A 20,166-nucleotide genomic window follows, 5' to 3' on the forward strand; every position below is an offset into this window, starting at 1 on the left:
AACTACATCGAGATGTTCTACAACCCAACACGGCGCCATTCGAGCGCCAACGGACTATCACCGGTAGAGTTCGAACAACGTCATTCCCAACGGCTCGGGGGTGTCTAGGAAAGTCGGGGCGATTCAGGACGTAATTGAAGTGGCGCATGGATTCACCCTCAGAAGTGAGGGTTGTGAGGTTTTTTAGCCCCTCATCACCCTCAGAATTGCACTCACTAAGTGAGGGTTGCCATGATACCGCCTGGTATGACCTGAAAACAAAAAACCCCGGAGATCCTTGATCTACCGGGGTTTCTGGTTCGCCGTGAAATCAGGCGAAACGATCTTACATATTGTCGATCATCACTTGACCGAAGCCCGAGCACGACACTTGGGTCGCGCCTTCCAGCAGGCGGGCGAAGTCATACGTGACCTTCTTCGACAGGATCGACTTCTCGATCGACGAGATGATCAGGTCAGCGGCTTCCGTCCAGCCCATGTGACGCAGCATCATTTCGGCCGACAGGATTTCCGAACCCGGGTTCACGTAGTCCTTGCCTGCGTACTTCGGAGCCGTGCCGTGGGTGGCTTCGAACATCGCCACCGAATCCGACAGGTTGGCACCCGGGGCGATACCGATACCGCCAACTTGCGCAGCCAGGGCGTCCGAGATGTAGTCGCCGTTCAGGTTCAGCGTGGCCACCACCGAGTATTCGGCCGGACGCAGCAGGATCTGCTGCAGGAAGGCATCGGCAATTGCGTCCTTGACGATGATTTCCTTGCCCGTCTTCGGGTTCTTGAACTTGCACCACGGGCCGCCGTCGATCAGCTCGGCGCCGAATTCCTTCTGTGCCAGCGCGTAGGCCCAGTCACGGAAACCACCTTCCGTGAACTTCATGATGTTGCCCTTGTGCACGATCGTGACCGACGGCTTGTCGTTGTCGATCGCGTACTGGATGGCCTTGCGCACCAGGCGCTCCGTGCCTTCCTTCGAGACCGGCTTCACACCGATACCCGAGGTTTCCGGGAAGCGGATCTTCTTGACGCCAAACTCGTCCTGCAGAATCTTGATCAGCTTCTTGGCCTTGTCGCTTTGGGCTTCGAATTCGATACCGGCGTAGATGTCTTCCGAGTTCTCGCGGAAGATGACCATGTCGGTCTTCTCCGGCTCTTTGACCGGCGAGGGCACGCCCTTGAAGTAGCGCACCGGGCGCAGGCAGACGTACAGGTCCAGCTCTTGGCGCAGCGCCACGTTCAGCGAACGGATGCCGCCGCCCACCGGCGTCGTCAGCGGGCCCTTGATGGACACCACGTAGTCCTTCAGGACTTGCAGGGTTTCTTCCGGCAGCCACACGTCCGGGCCGTACACCTTGGTCGACTTCTCGCCGGCGTAGATTTCCATCCACGAAATCTTGCGCTCACCCTTGTAAGCCTTCTCAACCGCTGCGTCCACCACCTTGATCATCACCGGGGTGATGTCGAAGCCGGTGCCGTCACCTTCGATGTAAGGAATGATCGGGTTGTTCGGAACGTTCAGGGAGAAGTCTTGGTTGACAGTGATCTTCTCGCCGGCCGGGACCTTGATGTGTTGATACATGGACGACTCCAGTGCAGACCGCAGGTAGCGGGTGGACGGTGGGGGTTGACAGCACAGCGCGCCGCTCACGGGTTGGCCGGCGTGGCGCGCTGCAATGAACTGGCGATTCTAACGGCCTACGATGACGCGCTCACGATGCACCGCACAAAATCTCGCATCTGGCGCAAGCCGCAACTCTTATATAAGACACAAGAGTGAATTCCGCATTATGCCGGAAAATTTCACCATCCGCCATATTTCGGCCCCTGCTCCCGGGCGTTGTCAACGGCCGATCAGGTCGGCGTCGAAGGCGCGGGCGACCGGGCCGCGGACATCGCTCAAGGCAGGAACCGCATCCCGCCGGGCGCTCCAGGCATCCACCAGCCGGACCAACGCGGCACGCAGTTCGCGGGCGCTGTCAGCATCAAGCAAGCGGACCAGGCCGGCAGCGTCCACGCCCGGATGCCGGCGGACCAACCACGCAAGCGCCTGGATGTGTTCGATAAAGCGATCGTCAGCCCGGTGCAGATGGCTGAAACAAGACAGCCCCACGCGGCGATCCAGCGGTGCGCCGGAAATCGTCTGTGACACGAGCATGAAATCATCAAGTGCGGAAGCGCCGTGCGAACGGGGCCAGAAACCGGGCAAGGCCCCCAGCACAATCAACGCGCCGCAACCCAGGACGAAATCGCGGCGCCGGAGTCGGGCCGGCGGAATGGGAGAGGTGGGCTTGGTGGGGCGGGAAGACGACGGCGGGAGAGACACGGCAAGCCTTGAGCACAATCGGCTCGCATTCTCTGGGGGCAGGCGCCGCCATCCAATCAGATCGGTCCGAAATGCAGGCCCGCAGGCATCTTTCTTGCGCAGCGCAACATGCGCCACATGGTGGATCAGGCGGCGCGGAGGCTTTCGCCGGAGCCCAGAAAAAATTCGACGGAACGTGTCAACGCGCCTGTAACGGCCTGCGTTATTGCAGATGACTCATTTAGCGGGTCGTTGGTTAACTCACTGATCTATAAAAGGATTCACCATGAAGAAGCTGATCGCTGCCCTGATCGCCGGCCTGTTCGCCACCGGTGTGTTCGCTCAAGCCTCCGCTCCGGCTGCTGACGCAGCTGCTGCTCCGGCTGCTGCCGAAAAGGCTGCTCCGAAGGCCAAGAAGGCCAAGAAGCACCACCACAAGAAGGCTGCCAAGAAGGCTGCTGACGCTTCGGCTCCGGCTGCTGACGCCGCCAAGCAATAAGCTTGTGTTTCTGCCGGGCCCACGCGGCTCGGCCGATACAGAAAAAGCAGGTGCTTATGCATCTGCTTTTTTTTCGCCCTCGCCTGCCCAACGGAAATCCCGGGCACGCATGCAGGGCTGTCAAAATAGCGCCATCAAGCTTGAGTACCTTGCCCGTTCCTCACAACAAGAAACAGGGATGGCGCAATGGAATTCCGATCGATGTTCGCTCCGGTGCGACGAAAACGCACCGTGTTCACGATGCTCTCTCTTGCCGCGCTGGCCGCTGCCGCCGTGATTGCGGGCTGCGGCGGCTCGTCGTCCGATTCGACGCCGGTGTCGACGGCCACGCCCTCGGATGCGGCCACGGCTGACGCCAACATCCAGGCCGCGTGGGTGGAGATCGGCGACAGCAACCAGGCTGTCGTGCGCGCCGTCACCAGCTATACGAACAGCGCCTCGCCCGTCGACAGCTCGGTCTGCCCGCTGCTGACGGTGGACGGCACCTCCACGCGCATGACGCTGCGTGTGGCCGCCGGCACCCCCGCACAGCGCACCACGGCCAGTGCCGCCAGCGATTCGAAAGCCTCGTCCTTCCCTGTGAATGCCTGCGAAGCCACCGTGGCATCTACGGCCAAGGCCGCGTCGATCGGCTCGCGTCTGCTGCCGCTGCCCAAGGCCAACCCGCAGCGCGTGGTGATCCTGGCGGACACCGGCTGCCGCATGAAGAAGTCGAGCAACACGTTCCAGTCGTGTAACGACCCGCTGTCGTGGCCGTTTGCCAGCGCTGCCGCCACGGCCGCCAAGATGAACCCCGACCTCGTGCTGCATGTTGGCGACTATCACTACCGCGAAAACGCCTGCCCGCCCGACGTGGCCGGCTGCCAGGGCAGCCCCTGGGGCTACGGCTGGGATGCGTGGCAGGCCGACCTGTTCCAGCCCGCCGCCCCGCTGATGGCCGCGGCCCCGTGGGTGCTGGTGCGCGGCAATCACGAGGAATGCGCCCGCGCCGGCCAGGGCTGGTATCGCTTCCTGGATCCGCGCCCGTATTCGGCCGACCGCTCGTGCGACAACCCGGCCAACGACACGGCTGCCAACGCGTCGGACCCGTACGCCGTCGCCCTCGGCAGCGATACGCAGGTCATCGTGTTCGATTCGGCCAAGGCTGGCACGACGGCATTGGCGACGACCGACCCGTGGTTCCAGACCTACCAGAAACAGTTCAGCACGGTGGGCACGCTGGCCGCCAAGCCGGGCGTGATGTCGATCTTTACCAATCACCACCCAATCCTGGGCTTCGTGCCCATCGCGGGCAGCACGCCGCTGGGCGGCAATGCCGCGCTACTGTCGGTCATGAACAGCCTGAACGCCACGGCGTATTACCCGCCGGGCGTGCAGGTCGCGCTCCACGGTCACGTGCATGACTTCCAGGCCATCAACTTCACCAGCAACCACCCGGCGACCATCGTTGCAGGCAACGCCGGCGATTCGCTGGACGTGGCCCTGCCCGATCCGTTCCCGGCCGTCAGCCCGGCTTCGGGCGTGACGGTTGGCAGCATCTCGCACAACAACTCGTTCGGCTTCATGGTGATGGACCGCCAGCCCGCTCCCGCCAAGGGCTGGCTGTTCAAGGCCTACACCGTGGCCGGCAAGCTGCTGACGACGTGCACGCAGAACGGCACCAGCCTGGTGTGCGACAAGACGGGTTTCGTCGCACCTTGAAGCGCCTGAGCACCGCGCTGTGGGTTGCCGCCGCACTCTTCTCGGGTGCGGCGGCGGCTGAATCGATCGGCATGACGCCCAGGCTGGACGCCGTGCCCCCGCCTGCGGAGTCGACCGCGTTCAAGCCGGACCCGAACCTCGTCGCGCTCGGTAAGCGGGTGTTTTTCGACCCGCGCCTGTCTGAGCCGCAAGGCACGTCGTGCGCGGCATGCCATGACCCGGGCCGCGCCTTCGCGCCCACGCTGAAGGGCGAGGCGCTGCGCATCGGTGTGCCGGCCGGCAGCCGCCCCGGGCACATGGCGGCACGCAACGCGCCGTCGCTGCTGTATCTGCGCTACATCCCGCATCGCTACTTCTTCCAGGACGACGACGCGAGCTTTCCGTCGCCGTTCGGCGGCTTCTTTGCCGATGGCCGGGCAGATTCCATCCCCGAGCAGATCCGCGGCCCGTTGTTCAATCCGGATGAAATGGGCAACCATTCAGCGCGCGACCTGCAGCGCAAGGTGGCCGGCACCGACCTGGGCCAGGCGTTGGCGAAGCAATTCGGCGCCGATGCGGTGCATGAGCCCGAACGCCTCGTCGGCGCGTTGGGCAAGGCGCTGGAGGCGTATTTCCAGAGCGACGAATTGGCGCCGTTCACCTCCCGCTTCGACGATTTCCTGCGCAAGCGCACGCCGCTTTCCGCCGCCGAAATGCGCGGCCTCGCCCTGTTCCGCAATCCGGACAAAGGCAACTGCGCGTCGTGCCATCTGATGGTGGAATCGTCGTCGCGGCCGGAGCGATCGCTGTTTACGGATTTCGGCTACGACGCCATCGCCGTGCCGCGCAACCCGCTGCTGCCGGCCAACAAGGACCCGCGCCACTTTGACGTGGGGCTCTGCCAGACCGCCCGCACGCTGAAGTGGCCGGAGCCCGACCAATGGTGCGGCTACTTCCGCACGGCGGGCCTGCGCAACGTGGCGGTGCGCCAGACGTTCATGCACAACGGTGTTTTCCGTACGCTGCGCGACACCGTGGCGTTTTATGCCACGCGCTCGACCGACCCCGCACAGTGGTACCCCGGCGGCAAGCGTTTCAACGACGTGCCCGCCAGATACCAGGGCAACATCAACGTGAATGCCGTGCCGATGAACCGCCGCGCTGGCACCACGCCTGCGCTGACGGAAGATGAGATCGACGACATCGTGTCGTTCCTGCGCACGCTCACCGATGCGCGTTATGTGGCGCTGATGCCCGATCCTGCGGCCGACAAGGCGCGCTCTGTGCATACGCCCAAGACAGGAGCCAAAACGGTTGCCGTCGAGCACCAAGCCGCCCCCCGCCCGAATACGCGGTAACAACTTCGTCGCCCGGCCAGCGGCTGTCTGATTGACGGCGGCTGGCCGAGTGCCGATCATGGAGCGTTTCTTTTCCGACCCGTTCGCGCCATGACCACCCTGTCCCGCTTCTTTGCCGCTCTGTCGCTGGCCGTTGCCGCCACCGGTGCGCTCGCCCAGACGCCCACCGCCCCCAATACCGGCCTGCCCGTGGTCGACCTGACCATCGGCATGTACAAGGTCAAAGCCGAAGTAGCGGCCACCCCGCAAACGCGCGAGACCGGCCTGATGTTCCGCAAGACCATGCCCGACACCGCCGGCATGCTGTTCGTGTTTGATGAATCCGCGGGCCACTGCTTCTGGATGAAGAACACCGACCTGCCGCTGTCCATCGCCTTCATCACCGACGACGGCACCATCTCCGACATTGCCGAGATGAAGCCGCAGACCGAAGACAACCACTGCCCCACCCGGGCAGGCAGCTACGCGCTGGAAATGAACAAAGGCTGGTTTGCACGCAAGGGCGTCAAGCCCGGCATGAAGGTGGGCGGGCTGCCCCGCTAAAACAGGCACGCAGACCACAACAGAGAGGAGACCGCCGCATGCACGCTTTCGACAACAACCGTCGCCGCTGGATGCGGCAGGCCGGCACGCTGGCCGTGGGTGCGGGCGCGGCGTGCGCAAGTTTGCCGTTGAGCGCTTTGGCTGCCGATGCGCCCAAGAAGGGCACGCGATTGATCCTGCTGGGCACGGCGGGCGGGCCAACGCCCAAGAAGAATCGCTCGGCCCCGGCGCAGTTGATCGTCATCAACGGCGTATCGTACGTGGTCGATTGCGGGAACGGTGTCGCACGCCAATACGTGACGGCGGGCCTCAAGCTCAAGGACATCCGCCACGTCTTCATCACGCATCAGCACTCCGACCACAACGCCGACTACGGCACGCTGATGCTGCTGGCGTGGGCCACCGACCTGACCGGCCCCGTCGATGCGTGGGGCCCGCCCCCGCTGGCCGCGATGACGACCAAGTTCCTTGAGCTGTACGACTACGACATCCGCACCCGCATTGCCGACGAAGGCCGCCCGCCGCTGGCGCCGATGATCCATCCACACGAAATCAGCGAAGGCGGGCTGGTGATGCAGGACGCCAACGTGAAGGTGACGAGCGCGCTGGTCAAGCACCCGCCGGTGTCGCCGGCATTTGCGTTTCGCTTCGATTCGGCAGACCGCTCCATCGTCATCTCCGGCGATACGGCGCCGAGCGAAAACCTCGTGCGCCTGGCGTACGGCGCCGACGTGCTCGTCCATGAGGTGATGCATCTGCCGTCGCTGGATAAGCTGCTGTCTACCGAGCCCAACGCCAAGACGCTGCGCGAGCATCTGCTGGCGAGCCACACCTCCACCGAAGAGGTCGGCCGCATTGCCACCGAGGCCAAGGTGAAGACGCTGGTGCTGTCGCACTTCGTGCCCGGGGGCTATCCGTTCCTGGAAGATTCAGTCTGGCTCGATGCCGTGCGCCCCCACTTCAAGGGCGAGATCATCGTCGGGCACGATCTGCAGGAAATTTAAGGGCGGCCGCTGGTGGCTTCGCTGCAATCGCGGTAGAGCTGATTGCGGCTGCCGGGCAGGGTCTCGTCGGCGAGGAAGCCGGCGGGGCCCTTCGTCCACCACACATACTGGCCCGACGCATAGCGCGCCCCCGAAGCGGCCATCACGTTGGCAAACACCAGTGTCTTGCCGTTAAGTGTCATGGCCGCCAGCGGGGTATCGCCCACGGTCATGTATTTCACGAGGAGCGTCTTGCCGCCCTCGCACGTGTAGCGCACGTCGTGCGGGTCCTTGATCGGCAGCGCGGAATACGCACGCGCCTGATCGATCGCCTTGTTGAGGCCGGCCTTGGCAAAGTCGAGCGCCGTGTTCAGATCGTCGGACGACATGCCGGGCACCGGCGACTGCTGCGCGGTGGCGACGCCGCTGAAGACGCCGGCGCCCAGCGCCAGCCCAAACATCACTGCAGTTGCAAAACGACGCATGGATCCGTCTCCTGGAAATGGTCAGTGCAAGCCGGTTAGTCTGCCGCGTCGCTGTCAGGTTCGGTGGGCTTGAGCACAAATGCGGTCGGTTCGACGCGCTGCGGGAGTTCATCGGACAGCGCGCGCGCGGCCTCGGCAAAACACTGCACCAGGCTATCCGCCAGCGATGACGGTGCGTGATGCTCGGCACGCATGGCGCGCACGTCAAACGTCTGCGCCGGCTCCAGCGCGAACAGCGCGATGCGCTCCATGCTGCCGGTGGCGGCAGTGAACTGATCAAGCATCGTCACGCCGAGCGACTCCTCTACCAGCGAACGCGCCAGCGAATACGTCTGTACTTCCAGCGTCGACTGCGGCGCCAGTCCGCCGCGCGCCAGCGTCTGCCCGACCAGCGAGCCGAGCGAAATCTGGTCTTCCAGTCCGATGAACGGCTTCTCGGCAACGAGCTTGTGCAGCGCGCGGCCATCCGTCTTGCCCCCCACCCAGGCGCGCGGCGCGGCCAGCAGGATGCGGCCCTGCGCGACGGGCGTGGTGCTGATGGCCGGATGCACGGGCGGCGCAAAGGCGAAGCCGACGTCGATGTCCTGCGCGAGCAAGCCCTGCACGATCTCGGCCGTGTGATGCGTGAACACGCGCACCAGCGTATCGGGATGGCGCTGAGAGAAACGCCGCACGGCAGGCGCCAGGATGCTCGGGGCCAAGCTGGGCGTTGCCGCCACGCGCAAGCGCCCGGCGCCCTTGTGGCGCAGATTGGCCGACACGCGCCGCACGCGCTCGACCTCCTGGTACAGCCGCTCGACTTCGCTGAACAATTCGAACGCCTCGGCGGTGGGCTGCAGGCGCCCTTTGGTGCGGTCGAACAGGCGGAAGCCGAGTTGCAGCTCGGTGTGCTGCAACACGCGTGTCACCACGGGTTGCGACACGTTGAGCATGCGCGCCGCCTCGCTGACGGTCCCGACCAGCATCACGGCGCGGAAGACTTCAATCTGGCGCAGACGCATGGCCGCCGGTCCTCACAATCCGAATAGGGAAGCGCCGATTGTGACATCCAGCGCCGGTCTTCGGCTAGGCAGGGGCCGGTGTGGCGGAAACGCCCTCTGCTTCCAGCGCATCCAGAAACACGCGCACCTTGCGCGGCACCAGCTTGCGCGCAGGCATCAGCGCATAGACGCGCAGCGCGGTCAGTTCGAAATCGGGCAGCACGCGCACGAGCCGGCCGGCTGCAACTTCCGTATCGCCCACGGAGCGCGCCATGCGTGCGACGCCCAGGCCGCGCACGGCGGCCCGGGCGCGCATTTCGGCATTCAAGGTCTGCAGGCGCGGCTGGATCGGGACTTCGATTGGCTCCATTGCGGGCTGGCCGACGGGGCGGAAGGCCCAGCTTGCGTCGTCGGGGCCGGACAGGCAGGGCCAGCCGGCCAGATCGGCGGGTGTCTTGAGCGGCGGGCGTTCCGCCAACATGGCCGGCGACGCATACAAACCGCGCGGGATCAGCACCACGCGGCGCGCCACGAGCGACGAATCCGGCAGCATCTGGTCGACCATCACGAAGACGATGTCGTAGCCGCTAGCGAGCAGGTCGGGCTGCTCCCACGAGATGTGCACCTGGATTTGCAGATGCGGATACTTCTCGAGCGTACGGCACACCGGTTCAGTCAGGTGCTGCGCGCCGACTTCGTACGGCGCGGCGATGCGCAGCGTGCCGGCCACGGTTTCGCTGGCTGCTGTGGTGTCGGCGTGCACTTCGCGCAGGCGTTCGAACAACGGCGCGATGTCGTCGTAGAACTGCGAGCCCGCTTCGGTCAGCCGCAACTGGCGCGTCGTGCGCGTCATGAGCCGCACGCCCAGCGCTGCTTCCAGCCTTGATACGGCGGCGCTGGCGGTCGATTTGGGAATGCCCAGCGCCTCGGCGGCGGCGGTGAAGCTGCCGGCCTCCACCACGCGGCAGAAGGTTTCCCAGTCGTTCCACTCCATTGTTCGCATGACTGGACAGTGTTCCTAGAGTTGGCCGTTTATCCGGCTGGCGGGCAAGTTTATGCTCGGGCACATGTCGCTGCAAATCCTCAAACCCGCGTCACTGCGGGCGTTCCCCCACTTCTCTTCTGCACGCGTCCACGCTTTTGGGCTGGCGCTGGGCCTCTCCACAGGCCTCGATTTTGTCTCGTCGCAAATGTTCGCCGTGGCGGGCCAGCACATCCAGGGCGGTGTGCATGCGAGTCCCGAGGCGTATCTGTACGCCGTCACAGCGTATGCCGTGGCGGCCGTGGTCGCCAACCTCGCCATTGGCCGCATTGCGGCGCACGTTGGCTACCGGATGTACTCGCTGGTGGGCATCGTGCTGTTTGCCATCGGCTGCATGGTGTGTGCGCAATCCAACAATATCGGCGAACTCGTCATCGGGCGGACCATCCAGGGCCTGGGCGCGGGCGGCTTGTTCTCGGCGTCGCGCATCCTGGTGCAACTCACAGCCGAGCCCGACGAGCGCATCCCGCCCATGCTGATGTTCAGCGTCGGCCTGTTCGGACTGACCACCCTTGCGCCGTGGATCTGCGCCGAGGTGCTCGAATACAGCGAATGGCGCGTGATTTTCTGGATCGAACTGGCGCTGGCCGGTGTGGCCTGGATGGCGATGTTCTTCCTGCCGCCCGAGCACCATCAACCGCGCACACGCGCCGCACGCCGCCCCGATGAAGCGCCGCCCGAAGACAGCCAGTGGGATTGGGTTGGCGTGGGCGCCATGGCCATCGGCGCGCTGTCGTTCCTGATGGGCCTGTCGGAGCTGCGCTACAGCCGCCTGACGGCCTCGCCGTTGATTCCGCTGTTGTTGCTGGGCGGTACGGCTTCGCTGCTGCTGGCCGTCCATCGCCTGCGCACGCACCCCGATCCGTGGCTCGATCTCTCGCGCCTGAATGGTCGCCGTTACCTGTGGGGCATCGGCTTCTACGGCGTCTATTACCTGATGAGCGGCTACTGGTCGTACCTGTTTCCGGCGGTGTCGCAAGGCGGCCTGGGCTTCACGTTCCGCACCACCACGCTGTTCCTGATGATCAGCGGGGCAGTGTCGACGGTGGTAGCCGTCGTCATGACGATTTGGTTGCCGTTCTTCTTCCGCAAGCGCCGCTTCATCGCCATCGGCTTTGCCGTGTATGCGGCAGCGGCGCTGCTGCTGGCGACAAGCCTGATGCCAGGCGCACCGGACTATGCGTTCTTCCCCGTGTCGATTCTGGAAGGCATCACGCCGGGTGCAGTGATGATTCAGGTGGCGATGATGACCTACCTCGATCTGGACCGAGAAGACTTCGCGCACGGCTACCAGATGAAGAACATCGCGCGCCAGTTTGCGACGGCGGTTGGCACAGGCTTGGCGGCTGTGTCGCTGCAGACGCAGCAGGCGGAATCGCGCTCGCTGATCGTCGCGCATGTCACGCGCTTCACGGCAGACCTGCAGGCCGCCAACCCGCTCACGCCGGAGCGCCTGGTGAGCCTGTCCGCCGAAATTGATCGGCAAGCCACGCTGCTGGCCGGCACGCAGCTGTTCAGTTGGTTTGCCGTGGCATGCGGTGTGTTTGCCGTGCTGGTGCTGGTGCAGCGGTCGTTGCGTTGAGCGCGCGCACTACGACTTCTGCACCGCGTACTTGCCCGGCCCCACAGCAGCCAGCAGAAACAGCCCGCCCATGATGCTCAGGTTCTTGTAGAACTGGATCTTGTTGGCGGCCTCCATGGCGCCTTGCATATCCCAGTAGGAATGGGCGATGAACGACGTGCCGAGCACGAACAGCGCCATCAGAATGGCCAGCGGCCGCGTCCACAGCCCGATGAGCAAGGCAATACCGACGCCGAACTCCATGACGACGGCCACCGCAGCGGCCACCATCGGCATGGGGGCGCCCGTGCTGGCCATGTAGCCGACCGTGCCCTGGAAACCGGTCAGCTTGCCCCATCCGGACATGACGAACAGCACCATCATCAGAATGCGAGCGAGCAGGATCAACTCGTCGCGCCAGCGTTGAATGATTGCGTCCATCGCGGTCTCCGGAGCCTGTCTGGGTGCATCCAGTCTAGGCGCTGGAATTGCCAAGTGTGGTTTCGAGCGCATCGAGTACCGCCTGAATCACACCGTGTCGCACGTGTTCTTTCCGCTCGATCATCCCGACAGCGCGCACCGGCGTCTGCGGCGGCATGGGCAGCACGCGCAGGGCGGGGTCGCTCTCCCAGCTTGCGCGGCGCAGGCGCGGCACCAGCGTCACACCCACCTGCTGGCGCACCAGCTCGACAATCGCCTCGATTGAATTGACCTCGATGAATTCGTTGACCGCCATGTGCGTCTTGCGCAGAGCGCGGTCGATGAGCGCCCCCGTGCGCACCGCGCGGTCGAAGCGCAGGAATGGATGGGTGCGCAGGACTTCTTCGGCGCGGCCGCGCGTATGACGGCCCGCCACCACCACCAGCGGTTCGGTATAGAGCGGATGCCACGCGAGGTTGGCCGGCAGGCGCTCCAGGTGTTCTACGACCAGCGCGCCATCCAGTTCGCCCGCTTCCACCTGCTCGGCCAGCTCGCCCGATTTGCCGGTGATGAGCTTGACGTCCAGCCCCTTGTGCACCTGCTTGAGCCCCGCCACCGCATGTGCCAGCGACCCCATCACCGACACCACTGCGCCAATCGCCACGGCGCCGGACAGCTCCGTCTGCGGTTCGTCTCCGACACGCATGGCGTCGTACAGCGCCAGCAGGTGTTCGGCTTGCGGCAACAGCGCGCGGCCATGCGCATTCAGTGTGACGGTGCGCCCCGACCGGTCGAACAGATCGCGGCGCAGTTCGGTTTCGAGCGCACGCATCTGCAGGCTCACTGCGGCCTGCGTCAGCGCAACGCGCTCGGCGGCGGCGGCAAACGAGCCATGGCGTGCCACGGCAACAAAGGTGCGGAGGAAGCGGACGGTACTCACGGCAAGGCGCGGCGGATTCTCAAGTTTTTCTTAAGCTGAATCCAATGAATTTTAACTTTATTAAATCCAGAGCACCGCAAATAATCATTCGTCAAACATTCCCGCTTATTCTCACTTGAGTCCCATGCCCCACCAGTTCGATTGGCAAAACCCGTATCCCACCGTCCGCATTCCGCTGTTTGCGCGCAACGTTGTGTCCACGTCTCACCCGCTGGCCGCGCAGGCCGGACTGCGCATGCTGCTCGCGGGCGGCAGCGCCGTGGATGCGGCCATCGCGGCGGCGGCCATGCTCACCGTCGTCGAGCCCGTCTCGTGTGGCCTCGGCAGCGATGCATTCGCCATCTTGTGGGACGGCAAGGAACTGCACGGGTTGAACGCCTCCGGCACCGCGCCGCAGGCCTGGAACCTCGACTACTTCCGCAACAAGTACGGCGAGGACGCCAACGGCAACCCGAAGCGCCCCACACGTGGCTGGGATGCAGTGACGGTGCCCGGCGCTATCTCCGCCTGGGCTGCGTTGCACGAGCGCTTCGGCAAGCTGCCGTTTGCGGATGTGCTGGAACCGGCCGCCGAGATTGCCGAGCGCGGTCACACCATCGCGCCCATCGTTGCGCACAAGTGGGCAGCGGCCATTCCTGAACTGCACAACCAGCCCGGCTACGCGCAGGCCTTCATGCCGCACGGCCGCGCGCCTGAAGTGGGCGAGAAGTTCAAGCTGCCCGACGCAGCCGCCACGCTGCGCCGCCTGGGCCAGACTAACGGCCGCGATTTCTACGAAGGCGAACTTGCGGAACGCATTGCCGCGTACTCGCGCGAATGCGGCGGCGGCATGACCGCACAAGACCTGCGCGACTATCGCCCCGAATGGGTCAAGCCGATCACCAAGCGCTACCGCGACTACGACCTGCACGAGATCCCGCCGAACGGCCAAGGTATCGCTGCGCTCATCGCCCTGGGCATTCTCGACCGCTTCGACCTCGGCGCCCTGCCCGTCGACTCGGCCGACTCGCAGCATCTGCAGATTGAAGCGATGAAGCTGGCGTTTGCCGATCTCTACAAATACGTGGCCGACCCGCGCTCGATGGAGGTCACGCCCGAGCAGATGCTCGACGACGCTTACCTCGATGCACGCGCCAAGCTCATCGACATGGGCCGCGCGCAGGTGCCCACCTTCGGCATGCCGCGCGCCGGGGGCACGGTGTACCTGACGGCCGCCGACGAGAACGGCATGATGGTCTCGTTCATCCAATCCAACTACATGGGTTTCGGCTCCGGCGTGGTGGTGCCCGGGACCGGCATCAGCCTGCAGAACCGCGGCTTCGGTTTTTCGATGGACGCGCGTTCGGCCAATGTGGTGGAAGGCGGCAAGCGGCCGTTCCACACCATCATTCCGGCGTTCCTGACCAAGGACGGCCAGCCGCAGATGAGCTTTGGCGTGATGGGCGGCGACATGCAGCCGCAAGGCCATCTGCAGACGCTCGTGCGCATGCTCGATTACAAGCAGCAACCGCAGGCCGCGTGCGACGCACCACGCTGGAAGGTCAACCGCGATTTCACGCTCGACGTGGAAGGCACGATGAACGCCAAGACCGTCGCTGCGCTGGAAGCGCGCGGGCACAAGCTCGAATCGGTGGCGGATCCGTACATGGATTTCGGCTCCGGCCAGTTCATCTGGCGCCTGTCGGACGACGCCGACCACGGCTACGTGGCTGCCAGCGACAGCCGCCGCGACGGCCACGCGGTGGGCTTCTAAGAAAGCCCCGCCGCACCAGCGCGCTGACCCGTCGGACCGGGCGGGCAACGCGCTGCAGTTCCCATAAAAACGATCCCGGCCGGCACCAAAGGAACCCTCATCATGACCGCCCCCTCTGCGGCAGGCACTGCTGCGCCTGCTCGGCCCGCAACAACGAGTGCAGCGCATGCACGCCGCATCGTCATTTCGTCGTCGATCGGCAATGCGCTGGAGTGGTACGACTTTCTCGTCTACGGCTTCTTCGCATCCATCATCGGCAAACTGTTCTTCCCAGCCGATGACGAATGGGTGTCGCTGCTGTTTGCGGTGGGCAGCTTTGGCGTGTCGTTCATCACGCGGCCGGTGGGCGCGATCGTGCTGGGCATGTATGCCGACAGGAAGGGGCGCAAGGCGGCACTGACGCTGTCGATCCTGCTGATGATCGTCGGCACATTGGTGATTGCCGTGATGCCGAGCTACCAGCAGATCGGCATCGTGGCGCCCATCACCATCCTGCTTGCACGCCTGGTCCAAGGCTTTGCGGTGGGTGGTGAATTCGGCAGCGCGACGGCCTTCATGGTGGAGCACAGCACGCGCGGGCGCGGCTACTACGCAAGCTGGCAATTCGCCAGCCAGGGCATTGCGACCATTCTGGCGGCGGGGCTTGGAGCGCTGCTCACCGCGTCGCTCACGCCGGCGGATCTGGAAGGCTGGGGCTGGCGGCTGCCGTTCATCTTTGGTCTGCTGGTCGGCCCGGTGGGTTTCTACATCCGCCGCCATCTGGATGAGACGCCCGAGTTCGTTGCCGAACAGAAGAAGACGACGGTCGACCCGCAAGCTTCATTCAAAGCGCAATGGACGAACCTGCTGCTGGCGGTGGGCGTGGTGGCGCAGTCGACCGTGTCGGTGTACGTGCTGCAGCTCTACATGCCCACGTATGCCGTCAAGCAGCTGCATCTGCCGGCGGCGCAGTCGTTTGCGGTGGTGGTGCTCAACGGCGGGCTGCAGTTTCTGCTCTCACCGGTGATGGGCGCGCTGTCGGATCGCATCGGCCGCATCCGCATCATGCTCACCACGTCGGTGCTGATGATCCTGCTGATCTACCCGATGTTTGCGCTGTTGCGCGCGTATCCGACCATCGGTGCGCTGCTGGCACTGCAAGCCGTGTCGGGCATCTTCAAGGCCGCGTATTCGGGCCCGATGCCGGCGCTGATGTCGGAGATCTTTCCCACGCGCGTGCGCTCGACCGGCCTGTCGCTCGGCTACAGCCTGGGCGTGACACTGTTCGGTGGGTTCGCGCCGTTCATCGTCACGTGGCTGATCCACGCGACGGGCGATACGCTGGCACCGAGCTACTACGTGCTGACCGCCGCCGTGGTGAGCGGCATCTCGCTGACGATCATCGCGCTGCGTCGTCGCAGGCAAGCGCACGCGGGCTGAGGGCGCATTCGGCCGGTGCAGGAAGCCGATCAGGCGCCCTTGTACCAGGCCGCGTTGAATGGCGCGCCATGGCGCATGTAACGCGTGCTGCGATGATGACGGCGCACGTTGGCAGGTGCCGGCGCGTCGTTGTCTTCCAGCGTCTCGCGTTCGGCCACGGTGCGGGCGCGCGGCTGCTGCACTTGCGAGTACACACGTTGTTCCATCCGGTCACGTGCTGCCGCAACGCGGTCGGCCGATGCGGGTTGCGTGGCAGCTTCCGCAGGCGCAGGAGCAACGGCCGACGCCGGCGTGGCTGCGTTGGCAGGCCCGGCGGCCATGGCAACACTCATCGCATCACCGGCCTGGGCGGCCGTCGGCGTGTGGCCGGCAAGGCTCTTCACCCAGGGCGCGTGATACATCCCAACGTAGATGGCCCCCGTCACGGCAATCAACGCAGCTGCAACACTGCTGAATGCACCGCCGACCACGGCACCCGACACGCGCTCCCACCAGGGCTTGCGCGCTGCGGCGGCCTGCTCCACGTCCGACACCTCGGTCGGATCAACATGGGTGGCAGCCAGATGCGACGACTCTGGGGCGTCTGGTGGTTGAGCGGTGATCGAAGCAGGCAAGCGCATGGTGAGAACTCGAGATCATGGATCGGCAGCGTGACCTTCTGCCGAACGTTATTCGGGAACCGCCCCATGTCACCTGTGTGACAGCCGGACGGAGGATGAGCAGCCTTGGTTAGCAAGTTTCCTGCCGGGCTTTGTGCAATGCCGCAAATCGCCGCCAGCCCTTGTCAATGCTTGCACCGGCTCTGCGTGCAGACGATTCGGCAGCGCGGCGGCATGCCCGTACGTACCCGCAGCAGGTAGACTTTGCAAAGTTTACCGGGTGTGACGCCCGGGCTGACCCTGCCCTACTAGCCTCTCAGGCCTCTCAAGGAGAACATCGTGCGTTGGGATGACATGCGCGAAAGCAATAACGTCGAGGATGAGCGCGCCTCCTCTGGCGGCGGCTTCGGTGGCGGCGGCATGCGGCTGGGCATCGGCGGCATTGCGATCGTGGCCGTCGTGGGCTTGCTGATGGGCAAGAACCCGCTGGAAATCCTCAGCATGGTGATGCAGGTGTCGCAGAACGCGCCGACGCAATCCGCACCGCACAGCCCCGCCCGGCCCACCGGAGAAACTGACAACGACCGCAGCAAGCAATTGGTTTCGCACGTGCTGGGCGACACCGAAGACACCTGGACGCAACTGTTCAAGCAAGCCGGGCGCGCATACCAGCCGCCCAAGCTCGTGCTGTTCCGCCAGGGCATCCGCTCAGGCTGCGGCGACGCCACTTCGGCCGTTGGCCCGTTCTATTGCCCGGCCGACACCAAGGTCTACCTTGACCTCGGCTTCTTCGATGAACTGCGCCGCAAGTTTGGCGCCCCGGGCGACTTTGCCGCCGCGTACGTCGTCGCACACGAGGTGGGCCATCACGTCCAGAACCTGCTGGGCGTGTCGGAGAAGGTCAGCCGCGCGCAGGCCGGTAAATCGCAGGCGGGGGCGAATGCGCTGTCGGTCAAGCTGGAGCTGCAGGCCGATTGCCTAGCCGGCGTGTGGGGCCACTTTGCGCAGCAACGCGGCTTGCTTGAGCGTGGTGACCTGGAGCAGGCTCTGACCGCCGCGCACGCCATCGGCGACGACACCCTGCAGCGCAACGCTGGCCGCAGCGTCACGCCCGATGCCTTCACGCACGGCACGTCAGAGCAGCGCATGCACTGGTTCCGCCAGGGCTTCGACGGCGGGGACCTTCGCCAGTGCGATACCTTCCGCTCCGGAGCGAATGCTTGATCGCCTGATCGCCGCTCAGCGCCCACCCGCGCAATCCAGCAGCGCGCCCGTCACGTAAGACGCCGCATCGGAGAGCAGCCACACGATGGTCTCGGCCACTTCGTGCGGCGTGCCGGGCCGGCCGATCGGCGTGGCGCTGCCAAGGCGCTGCGCGCGATCGGGCTGGCCGCCTGAAGCGTGAATATCGGTCTCGATCAAACCGGGGCGCACGGCATTGACCCGCACGCCATCGCGCCCGAGTTCACGCGCCAACCCGAGCGTCATGGTGTCGACGGCGCCCTTGGAGGCAGCGTAGTCGACATATTCGTGCGGCGACCCCAGCCTCGACGCCGCCGACGACACGTTCACCACCGAACCGCCCACGCCACCACGCGAGGTCGACAACCGCCGCGCCGCCTCGCGCGCTACCAGAAAGGCGCCCAGCACGTTGGTCTCGAACATCGTGCGCAGCCGGTGCGTGGTCATGTCGGCCACGTCCTGTGCCTCGGCCACGATGCCTGCGTTGTTGACCACGCCATGCAGCGCGCCAAAGCGCCCCGCCGCTGCCTCGAATAGCGCGATCACATCTTCGTCGTTCGACACATCGCCCTGCACCGCCAGCGCGTGGCCGCCCGCCTGTTCGATCAGCCCCACCGTCTCTTCCGCCGCCTGCCGGTTGCCGCGATATTGCAGCGCGACAGACCAGCCGCGTTGCGCGCACAGCACCGCCGTGGCGCGGCCGATACCCCGGCCCCCGCCGGTAATGACGATGGTCTTGGACATGCCGATCTCCCGATGTGTTGTTGTGTCCGCAATTGTGCCGAGATACCGCGTTTTTGGCAGCGAGGGATGTGTCCGAATCCGGCGAATGCATGCGACCCGACCGGGCTAGACTAGCTGCCGAGTCCCCCGATCACCACCATGCATCTCGACCACAACGCCTGCTACCACGCCGTGCAATCGCGCGACCGTCGCTTTGACGGCTGGTTCTTCGTCGGTGTGACATCCACCGGCGTATATTGCCGCCCCGTTTGCGCGGTCCGCACGCCGCTGGAAAAGAACTGCCGCTTCTTCAACACGGCTGCCGCCGCCGAGCGCGCGGGCTTTCGGCCGTGCCTGCGCTGCCGGCCGGAACTGGCACCTGGCCACAGCCTGGCCGAGATGTCGTCGAGCCTCGCGCGCGCCGCCGCCCGCATGATCGACGAAGGCTTTCTGCAAGAGCACGACCTGGCCGCACTGGCCGCAGCCGTGGGCGTGACTGACCGCCACTTGCGCCGCATCTTCCGCGCCGAGTTCGACGTCTCGCCCATCGAGTACGCGCAAACGCAGCGCCTGCTGCTCGCCAAGCAACTGCTGACCGACACCGCCATGCCCGTCGGCGATGTCGCCTTTGCGGCCGGCTTCGGGAGCGTGCGGCGTCTGAACAGCGGCTTTACCGAGCACTACGGCTTTGCACCCACGCGCCTGCGCTCGCGCACGACGGCTGCGCACACCGAAGACGGCCCCACGCTCATGCTGGGCTACCGGCCACCGTTTGCGTGGCAAGCGTTGCTCGCGTTTTTGCGCGCTCGTGCGGTCGATGGCGTCGAGGTGGCCGACGCCGACAGCTACGCACGCACGATCACCGTCGACTACGCCGGCGCGCGGCACATCGGCTGGCTGCACGCGCGCAATGTGCCGCAACGCCATGCGGTGGCGCTCACCCTGTCGCCCAGCCTGCTGCACGCCATGCCGCCCGTGCTGGCGCGCGCGCGGCGGCTGTTCGACCTCGATTGCCGGCCCGATCTGGTGGACGGGCACCTCGGCACGCTCGCTGCCGAAACCCCCGGCCTGCGCGTGCCGGGCGCTGTCGACGGCTTCGAGATTGCCGTGCGCGCCATCGCCGGGCAAGTCATTTCGCTGGCGCAGGCGCGACGCATTCTCGGGCGCATGACTGCCGCCTATGGCGTGTCGTTGCCGCAATCGCGCGAAGGGCTGTCGATGGCGTTTCCGAGCGCTACCGCACTGGCGAACATCGACGCGCAAGCGCTGTCCGCGCAAACCGGTCTCCAAGCCAGCCGCGCCACGGCCGTCGTAGAACTCGCCCGCGCCATCGACGGTGGGAGCCTGCGGCTCGAACCGCTGGTGCCGCTTGCACCCACGCTGGCTGCCCTGCAAGCGCTGCCCGGTGTCGGCGAATGGACTGCGCAATACGTCGCCATGCGCGCGCTGGGCTGGCCGAACGCATTTCCGCTGGGCGATTACGTCCTGCGCAAACGGCTCGCCAACGGCGACGGCACGCTGCCCACGCGCCGTGCCATGGTCGAGCGCGCCGAACCGTGGGCGCCCTGGCGCGCGTATGCCGCCATGCATCTCTGGCACCGCGAGGATGCGCTCACCCAACCTGCGCCGCATTGATTGAC

Annotated in this window: 20 protein-coding genes; 11 read left to right on the plus strand and 9 right to left on the minus strand. The window is 65.4% G+C overall.

The genetic code is table 11. The features are described 5' to 3' along the window. On the plus strand, window positions 1–108 hold a 108-nt coding region (locus tag ACU8YE_RS22915), incomplete at its 5' end, for an IS3 family transposase (protein WP_322018241.1). Between the two features lie 217 nt (window positions 109–325). Here the strand turns inward: ACU8YE_RS22915 and icd are convergent. Beyond that, a complete protein-coding gene (gene icd, locus ACU8YE_RS22920; RefSeq protein WP_260802034.1) occupies window positions 326–1,576 on the minus strand; it encodes an NADP-dependent isocitrate dehydrogenase in 1,251 nt (416 codons plus the stop codon). A 261-nt stretch (window positions 1,577–1,837) separates the two neighbouring features. Beyond that, window positions 1,838–2,215, minus strand: a complete 378-nt coding sequence (locus tag ACU8YE_RS22925; RefSeq protein ID WP_232043043.1) for a sorbitol dehydrogenase family protein — start codon at window positions 2,213–2,215, stop codon at window positions 1,838–1,840. A gap of 370 nt (window positions 2,216–2,585) precedes the next feature. Between ACU8YE_RS22925 and ACU8YE_RS22930 the strand changes: the two genes are divergently transcribed. The 5 genes from ACU8YE_RS22930 (at window position 2,586) to ACU8YE_RS22950 (ending at window position 7,383) form a co-directional block, all read left to right on the plus strand. Then, window positions 2,586–2,798 (plus strand): hypothetical protein, encoded by a 213-nt coding sequence (locus ACU8YE_RS22930; RefSeq protein ID WP_004631913.1) that lies wholly within the window; start codon window positions 2,586–2,588, stop codon window positions 2,796–2,798. A gap of 186 nt (window positions 2,799–2,984) precedes the next feature. Continuing rightward, window positions 2,985–4,499, plus strand: coding sequence for a metallophosphoesterase (locus tag ACU8YE_RS22935; RefSeq protein WP_232040820.1), 1,515 nt, complete (start codon window positions 2,985–2,987; stop codon window positions 4,497–4,499). Further along, the gene (locus ACU8YE_RS22940) at window positions 4,496–5,836 is read left to right on the plus strand and encodes a cytochrome-c peroxidase (protein WP_446929690.1); all 1,341 of its coding nucleotides are present in this window, start codon (window positions 4,496–4,498) and stop codon (window positions 5,834–5,836) included. The genes ACU8YE_RS22935 and ACU8YE_RS22940 overlap by 4 nt, the downstream gene beginning before the upstream one ends. A gap of 90 nt (window positions 5,837–5,926) precedes the next feature. After that, on the plus strand, window positions 5,927–6,379 hold the full coding sequence (locus ACU8YE_RS22945) for a DUF192 domain-containing protein (protein ID WP_322017477.1): 453 nt from the start codon (window positions 5,927–5,929) through the stop codon (window positions 6,377–6,379). 38 nt (window positions 6,380–6,417) lie between these two features. Continuing rightward, window positions 6,418–7,383 carry an MBL fold metallo-hydrolase gene (locus tag ACU8YE_RS22950; protein ID WP_446929691.1) on the plus strand — a complete coding sequence of 322 codons (966 nt, stop codon included), beginning with the start codon at window positions 6,418–6,420 and terminating at the stop codon, window positions 7,381–7,383. Here the strand turns inward: ACU8YE_RS22950 and ACU8YE_RS22955 are convergent. From ACU8YE_RS22955 to ACU8YE_RS22965, 3 genes are all read right to left on the minus strand, one after another. Continuing rightward, window positions 7,380–7,847 (minus strand): MliC family protein, encoded by a 468-nt coding sequence (locus ACU8YE_RS22955; RefSeq protein ID WP_316870056.1) that lies wholly within the window; start codon window positions 7,845–7,847, stop codon window positions 7,380–7,382. The genes ACU8YE_RS22950 and ACU8YE_RS22955 overlap by 4 nt on opposite strands. Before the next feature lie 35 nt (window positions 7,848–7,882). After that, window positions 7,883–8,848: a LysR family transcriptional regulator gene (locus ACU8YE_RS22960; protein ID WP_343619998.1), complete on the minus strand. Its 966-nt coding sequence runs from the start codon at window positions 8,846–8,848 to the stop codon at window positions 7,883–7,885. A 64-nt stretch (window positions 8,849–8,912) separates the two neighbouring features. Beyond that, window positions 8,913–9,821, minus strand: a complete 909-nt coding sequence (locus ACU8YE_RS22965) for a LysR family transcriptional regulator (protein WP_232043044.1) — start codon at window positions 9,819–9,821, stop codon at window positions 8,913–8,915. Window positions 9,822–9,894: 73 nt separating this feature from the next. Here ACU8YE_RS22965 and ACU8YE_RS22970 point away from each other — a divergent pair, with 73 nt between their 5' ends. Further along, window positions 9,895–11,451: an MFS transporter gene (locus ACU8YE_RS22970; protein WP_446929692.1), complete on the plus strand. Its 1,557-nt coding sequence runs from the start codon at window positions 9,895–9,897 to the stop codon at window positions 11,449–11,451. A gap of 9 nt (window positions 11,452–11,460) precedes the next feature. Here the strand turns inward: ACU8YE_RS22970 and ACU8YE_RS22975 are convergent, their stop codons facing one another. Both ACU8YE_RS22975 and ACU8YE_RS22980 read right to left on the minus strand, forming a co-directional pair. After that, window positions 11,461–11,871, minus strand: coding sequence for a DoxX family protein (locus ACU8YE_RS22975; RefSeq protein WP_232040826.1), 411 nt, complete (start codon window positions 11,869–11,871; stop codon window positions 11,461–11,463). Window positions 11,872–11,905: 34 nt separating this feature from the next. After that, complete coding sequence (locus ACU8YE_RS22980; protein WP_260802042.1) at window positions 11,906–12,790, minus strand: LysR family transcriptional regulator; 885 nt, start codon at window positions 12,788–12,790, stop codon at window positions 11,906–11,908. A gap of 124 nt (window positions 12,791–12,914) precedes the next feature. Between ACU8YE_RS22980 and ACU8YE_RS22985 the strand changes: the two genes are divergently transcribed. Next, window positions 12,915–14,543 carry a gamma-glutamyltransferase family protein gene (locus ACU8YE_RS22985; protein WP_446929693.1) on the plus strand — a complete coding sequence of 543 codons (1,629 nt, stop codon included), beginning with the start codon at window positions 12,915–12,917 and terminating at the stop codon, window positions 14,541–14,543. A 102-nt stretch (window positions 14,544–14,645) separates the two neighbouring features. Further along, on the plus strand, window positions 14,646–15,962 hold the full coding sequence (locus tag ACU8YE_RS22990) for an MFS transporter (RefSeq protein ID WP_232040829.1): 1,317 nt from the start codon (window positions 14,646–14,648) through the stop codon (window positions 15,960–15,962). 29 nt (window positions 15,963–15,991) lie between these two features. Here ACU8YE_RS22990 and ACU8YE_RS22995 read toward each other — a convergent pair whose 3' ends face one another. Continuing rightward, entirely contained in the window at window positions 15,992–16,582 is a 591-nt protein-coding gene (locus ACU8YE_RS22995; protein WP_446929694.1) for a hypothetical protein, read from the minus strand. Window positions 16,583–16,900: 318 nt separating this feature from the next. Here ACU8YE_RS22995 and ypfJ point away from each other — a divergent pair, with 318 nt between their 5' ends. Then, window positions 16,901–17,785: a KPN_02809 family neutral zinc metallopeptidase gene (ypfJ, locus tag ACU8YE_RS23000; RefSeq protein WP_232040831.1), complete on the plus strand. Its 885-nt coding sequence runs from the start codon at window positions 16,901–16,903 to the stop codon at window positions 17,783–17,785. Window positions 17,786–17,800: 15 nt separating this feature from the next. On the opposite strand, the gene ACU8YE_RS23005 is transcribed toward ypfJ, so the two are convergent. Then, entirely contained in the window at window positions 17,801–18,547 is a 747-nt protein-coding gene (locus ACU8YE_RS23005) for an SDR family oxidoreductase (protein ID WP_343619999.1), read from the minus strand. A 138-nt stretch (window positions 18,548–18,685) separates the two neighbouring features. On the opposite strand from ACU8YE_RS23005, the gene ACU8YE_RS23010 reads away from it, so the two are divergent. Continuing rightward, the gene (locus tag ACU8YE_RS23010) at window positions 18,686–20,161 is read left to right on the plus strand and encodes an AlkA N-terminal domain-containing protein (RefSeq protein ID WP_440076188.1); all 1,476 of its coding nucleotides are present in this window, start codon (window positions 18,686–18,688) and stop codon (window positions 20,159–20,161) included. Window positions 20,162–20,166 lie beyond the last annotated feature (5 nt).

It is taken from the genome of Ralstonia sp. VS2407, from assembly GCF_052950655.1.

Excerpts from the sequence above, each read along its gene's own strand:
- ACU8YE_RS22945 (WP_322017477.1), top strand. The coding sequence starts at position 5,927 with ATGACCACCCTGTCCCGCTTCTTTGCCGCTCTGTCGCTGGCCGTTGCC.
- ACU8YE_RS22965 (WP_232043044.1), bottom strand. The coding sequence starts at position 9,821 with ATGGAGTGGAACGACTGGGAAACCTTCTGCCGCGTGGTGGAGGCCGGC.
- ACU8YE_RS22975 (WP_232040826.1), bottom strand. The coding sequence starts at position 11,871 with ATGGACGCAATCATTCAACGCTGGCGCGACGAGTTGATCCTGCTCGCT.
- ACU8YE_RS22935 (WP_232040820.1), top strand. The coding sequence starts at position 2,985 with ATGGAATTCCGATCGATGTTCGCTCCGGTGCGACGAAAACGCACCGTG.
- ACU8YE_RS22930 (WP_004631913.1), top strand. The coding sequence starts at position 2,586 with ATGAAGAAGCTGATCGCTGCCCTGATCGCCGGCCTGTTCGCCACCGGT.
- icd (WP_260802034.1), bottom strand. The coding sequence starts at position 1,576 with ATGTATCAACACATCAAGGTCCCGGCCGGCGAGAAGATCACTGTCAAC.
- ACU8YE_RS22950 (WP_446929691.1), top strand. The coding sequence starts at position 6,418 with ATGCACGCTTTCGACAACAACCGTCGCCGCTGGATGCGGCAGGCCGGC.
- ACU8YE_RS22985 (WP_446929693.1), top strand. The coding sequence starts at position 12,915 with ATGCCCCACCAGTTCGATTGGCAAAACCCGTATCCCACCGTCCGCATT.
- ACU8YE_RS22995 (WP_446929694.1), bottom strand. The coding sequence starts at position 16,582 with ATGCGCTTGCCTGCTTCGATCACCGCTCAACCACCAGACGCCCCAGAG.
- ACU8YE_RS23005 (WP_343619999.1), bottom strand. The coding sequence starts at position 18,547 with ATGTCCAAGACCATCGTCATTACCGGCGGGGGCCGGGGTATCGGCCGC.
- ACU8YE_RS23010 (WP_440076188.1), top strand. The coding sequence starts at position 18,686 with ATGCATCTCGACCACAACGCCTGCTACCACGCCGTGCAATCGCGCGAC.
- ACU8YE_RS22970 (WP_446929692.1), top strand. The coding sequence starts at position 9,895 with ATGTCGCTGCAAATCCTCAAACCCGCGTCACTGCGGGCGTTCCCCCAC.
- ACU8YE_RS22960 (WP_343619998.1), bottom strand. The coding sequence starts at position 8,848 with ATGCGTCTGCGCCAGATTGAAGTCTTCCGCGCCGTGATGCTGGTCGGG.
- ACU8YE_RS22955 (WP_316870056.1), bottom strand. The coding sequence starts at position 7,847 with ATGCGTCGTTTTGCAACTGCAGTGATGTTTGGGCTGGCGCTGGGCGCC.
- ACU8YE_RS22990 (WP_232040829.1), top strand. The coding sequence starts at position 14,646 with ATGACCGCCCCCTCTGCGGCAGGCACTGCTGCGCCTGCTCGGCCCGCA.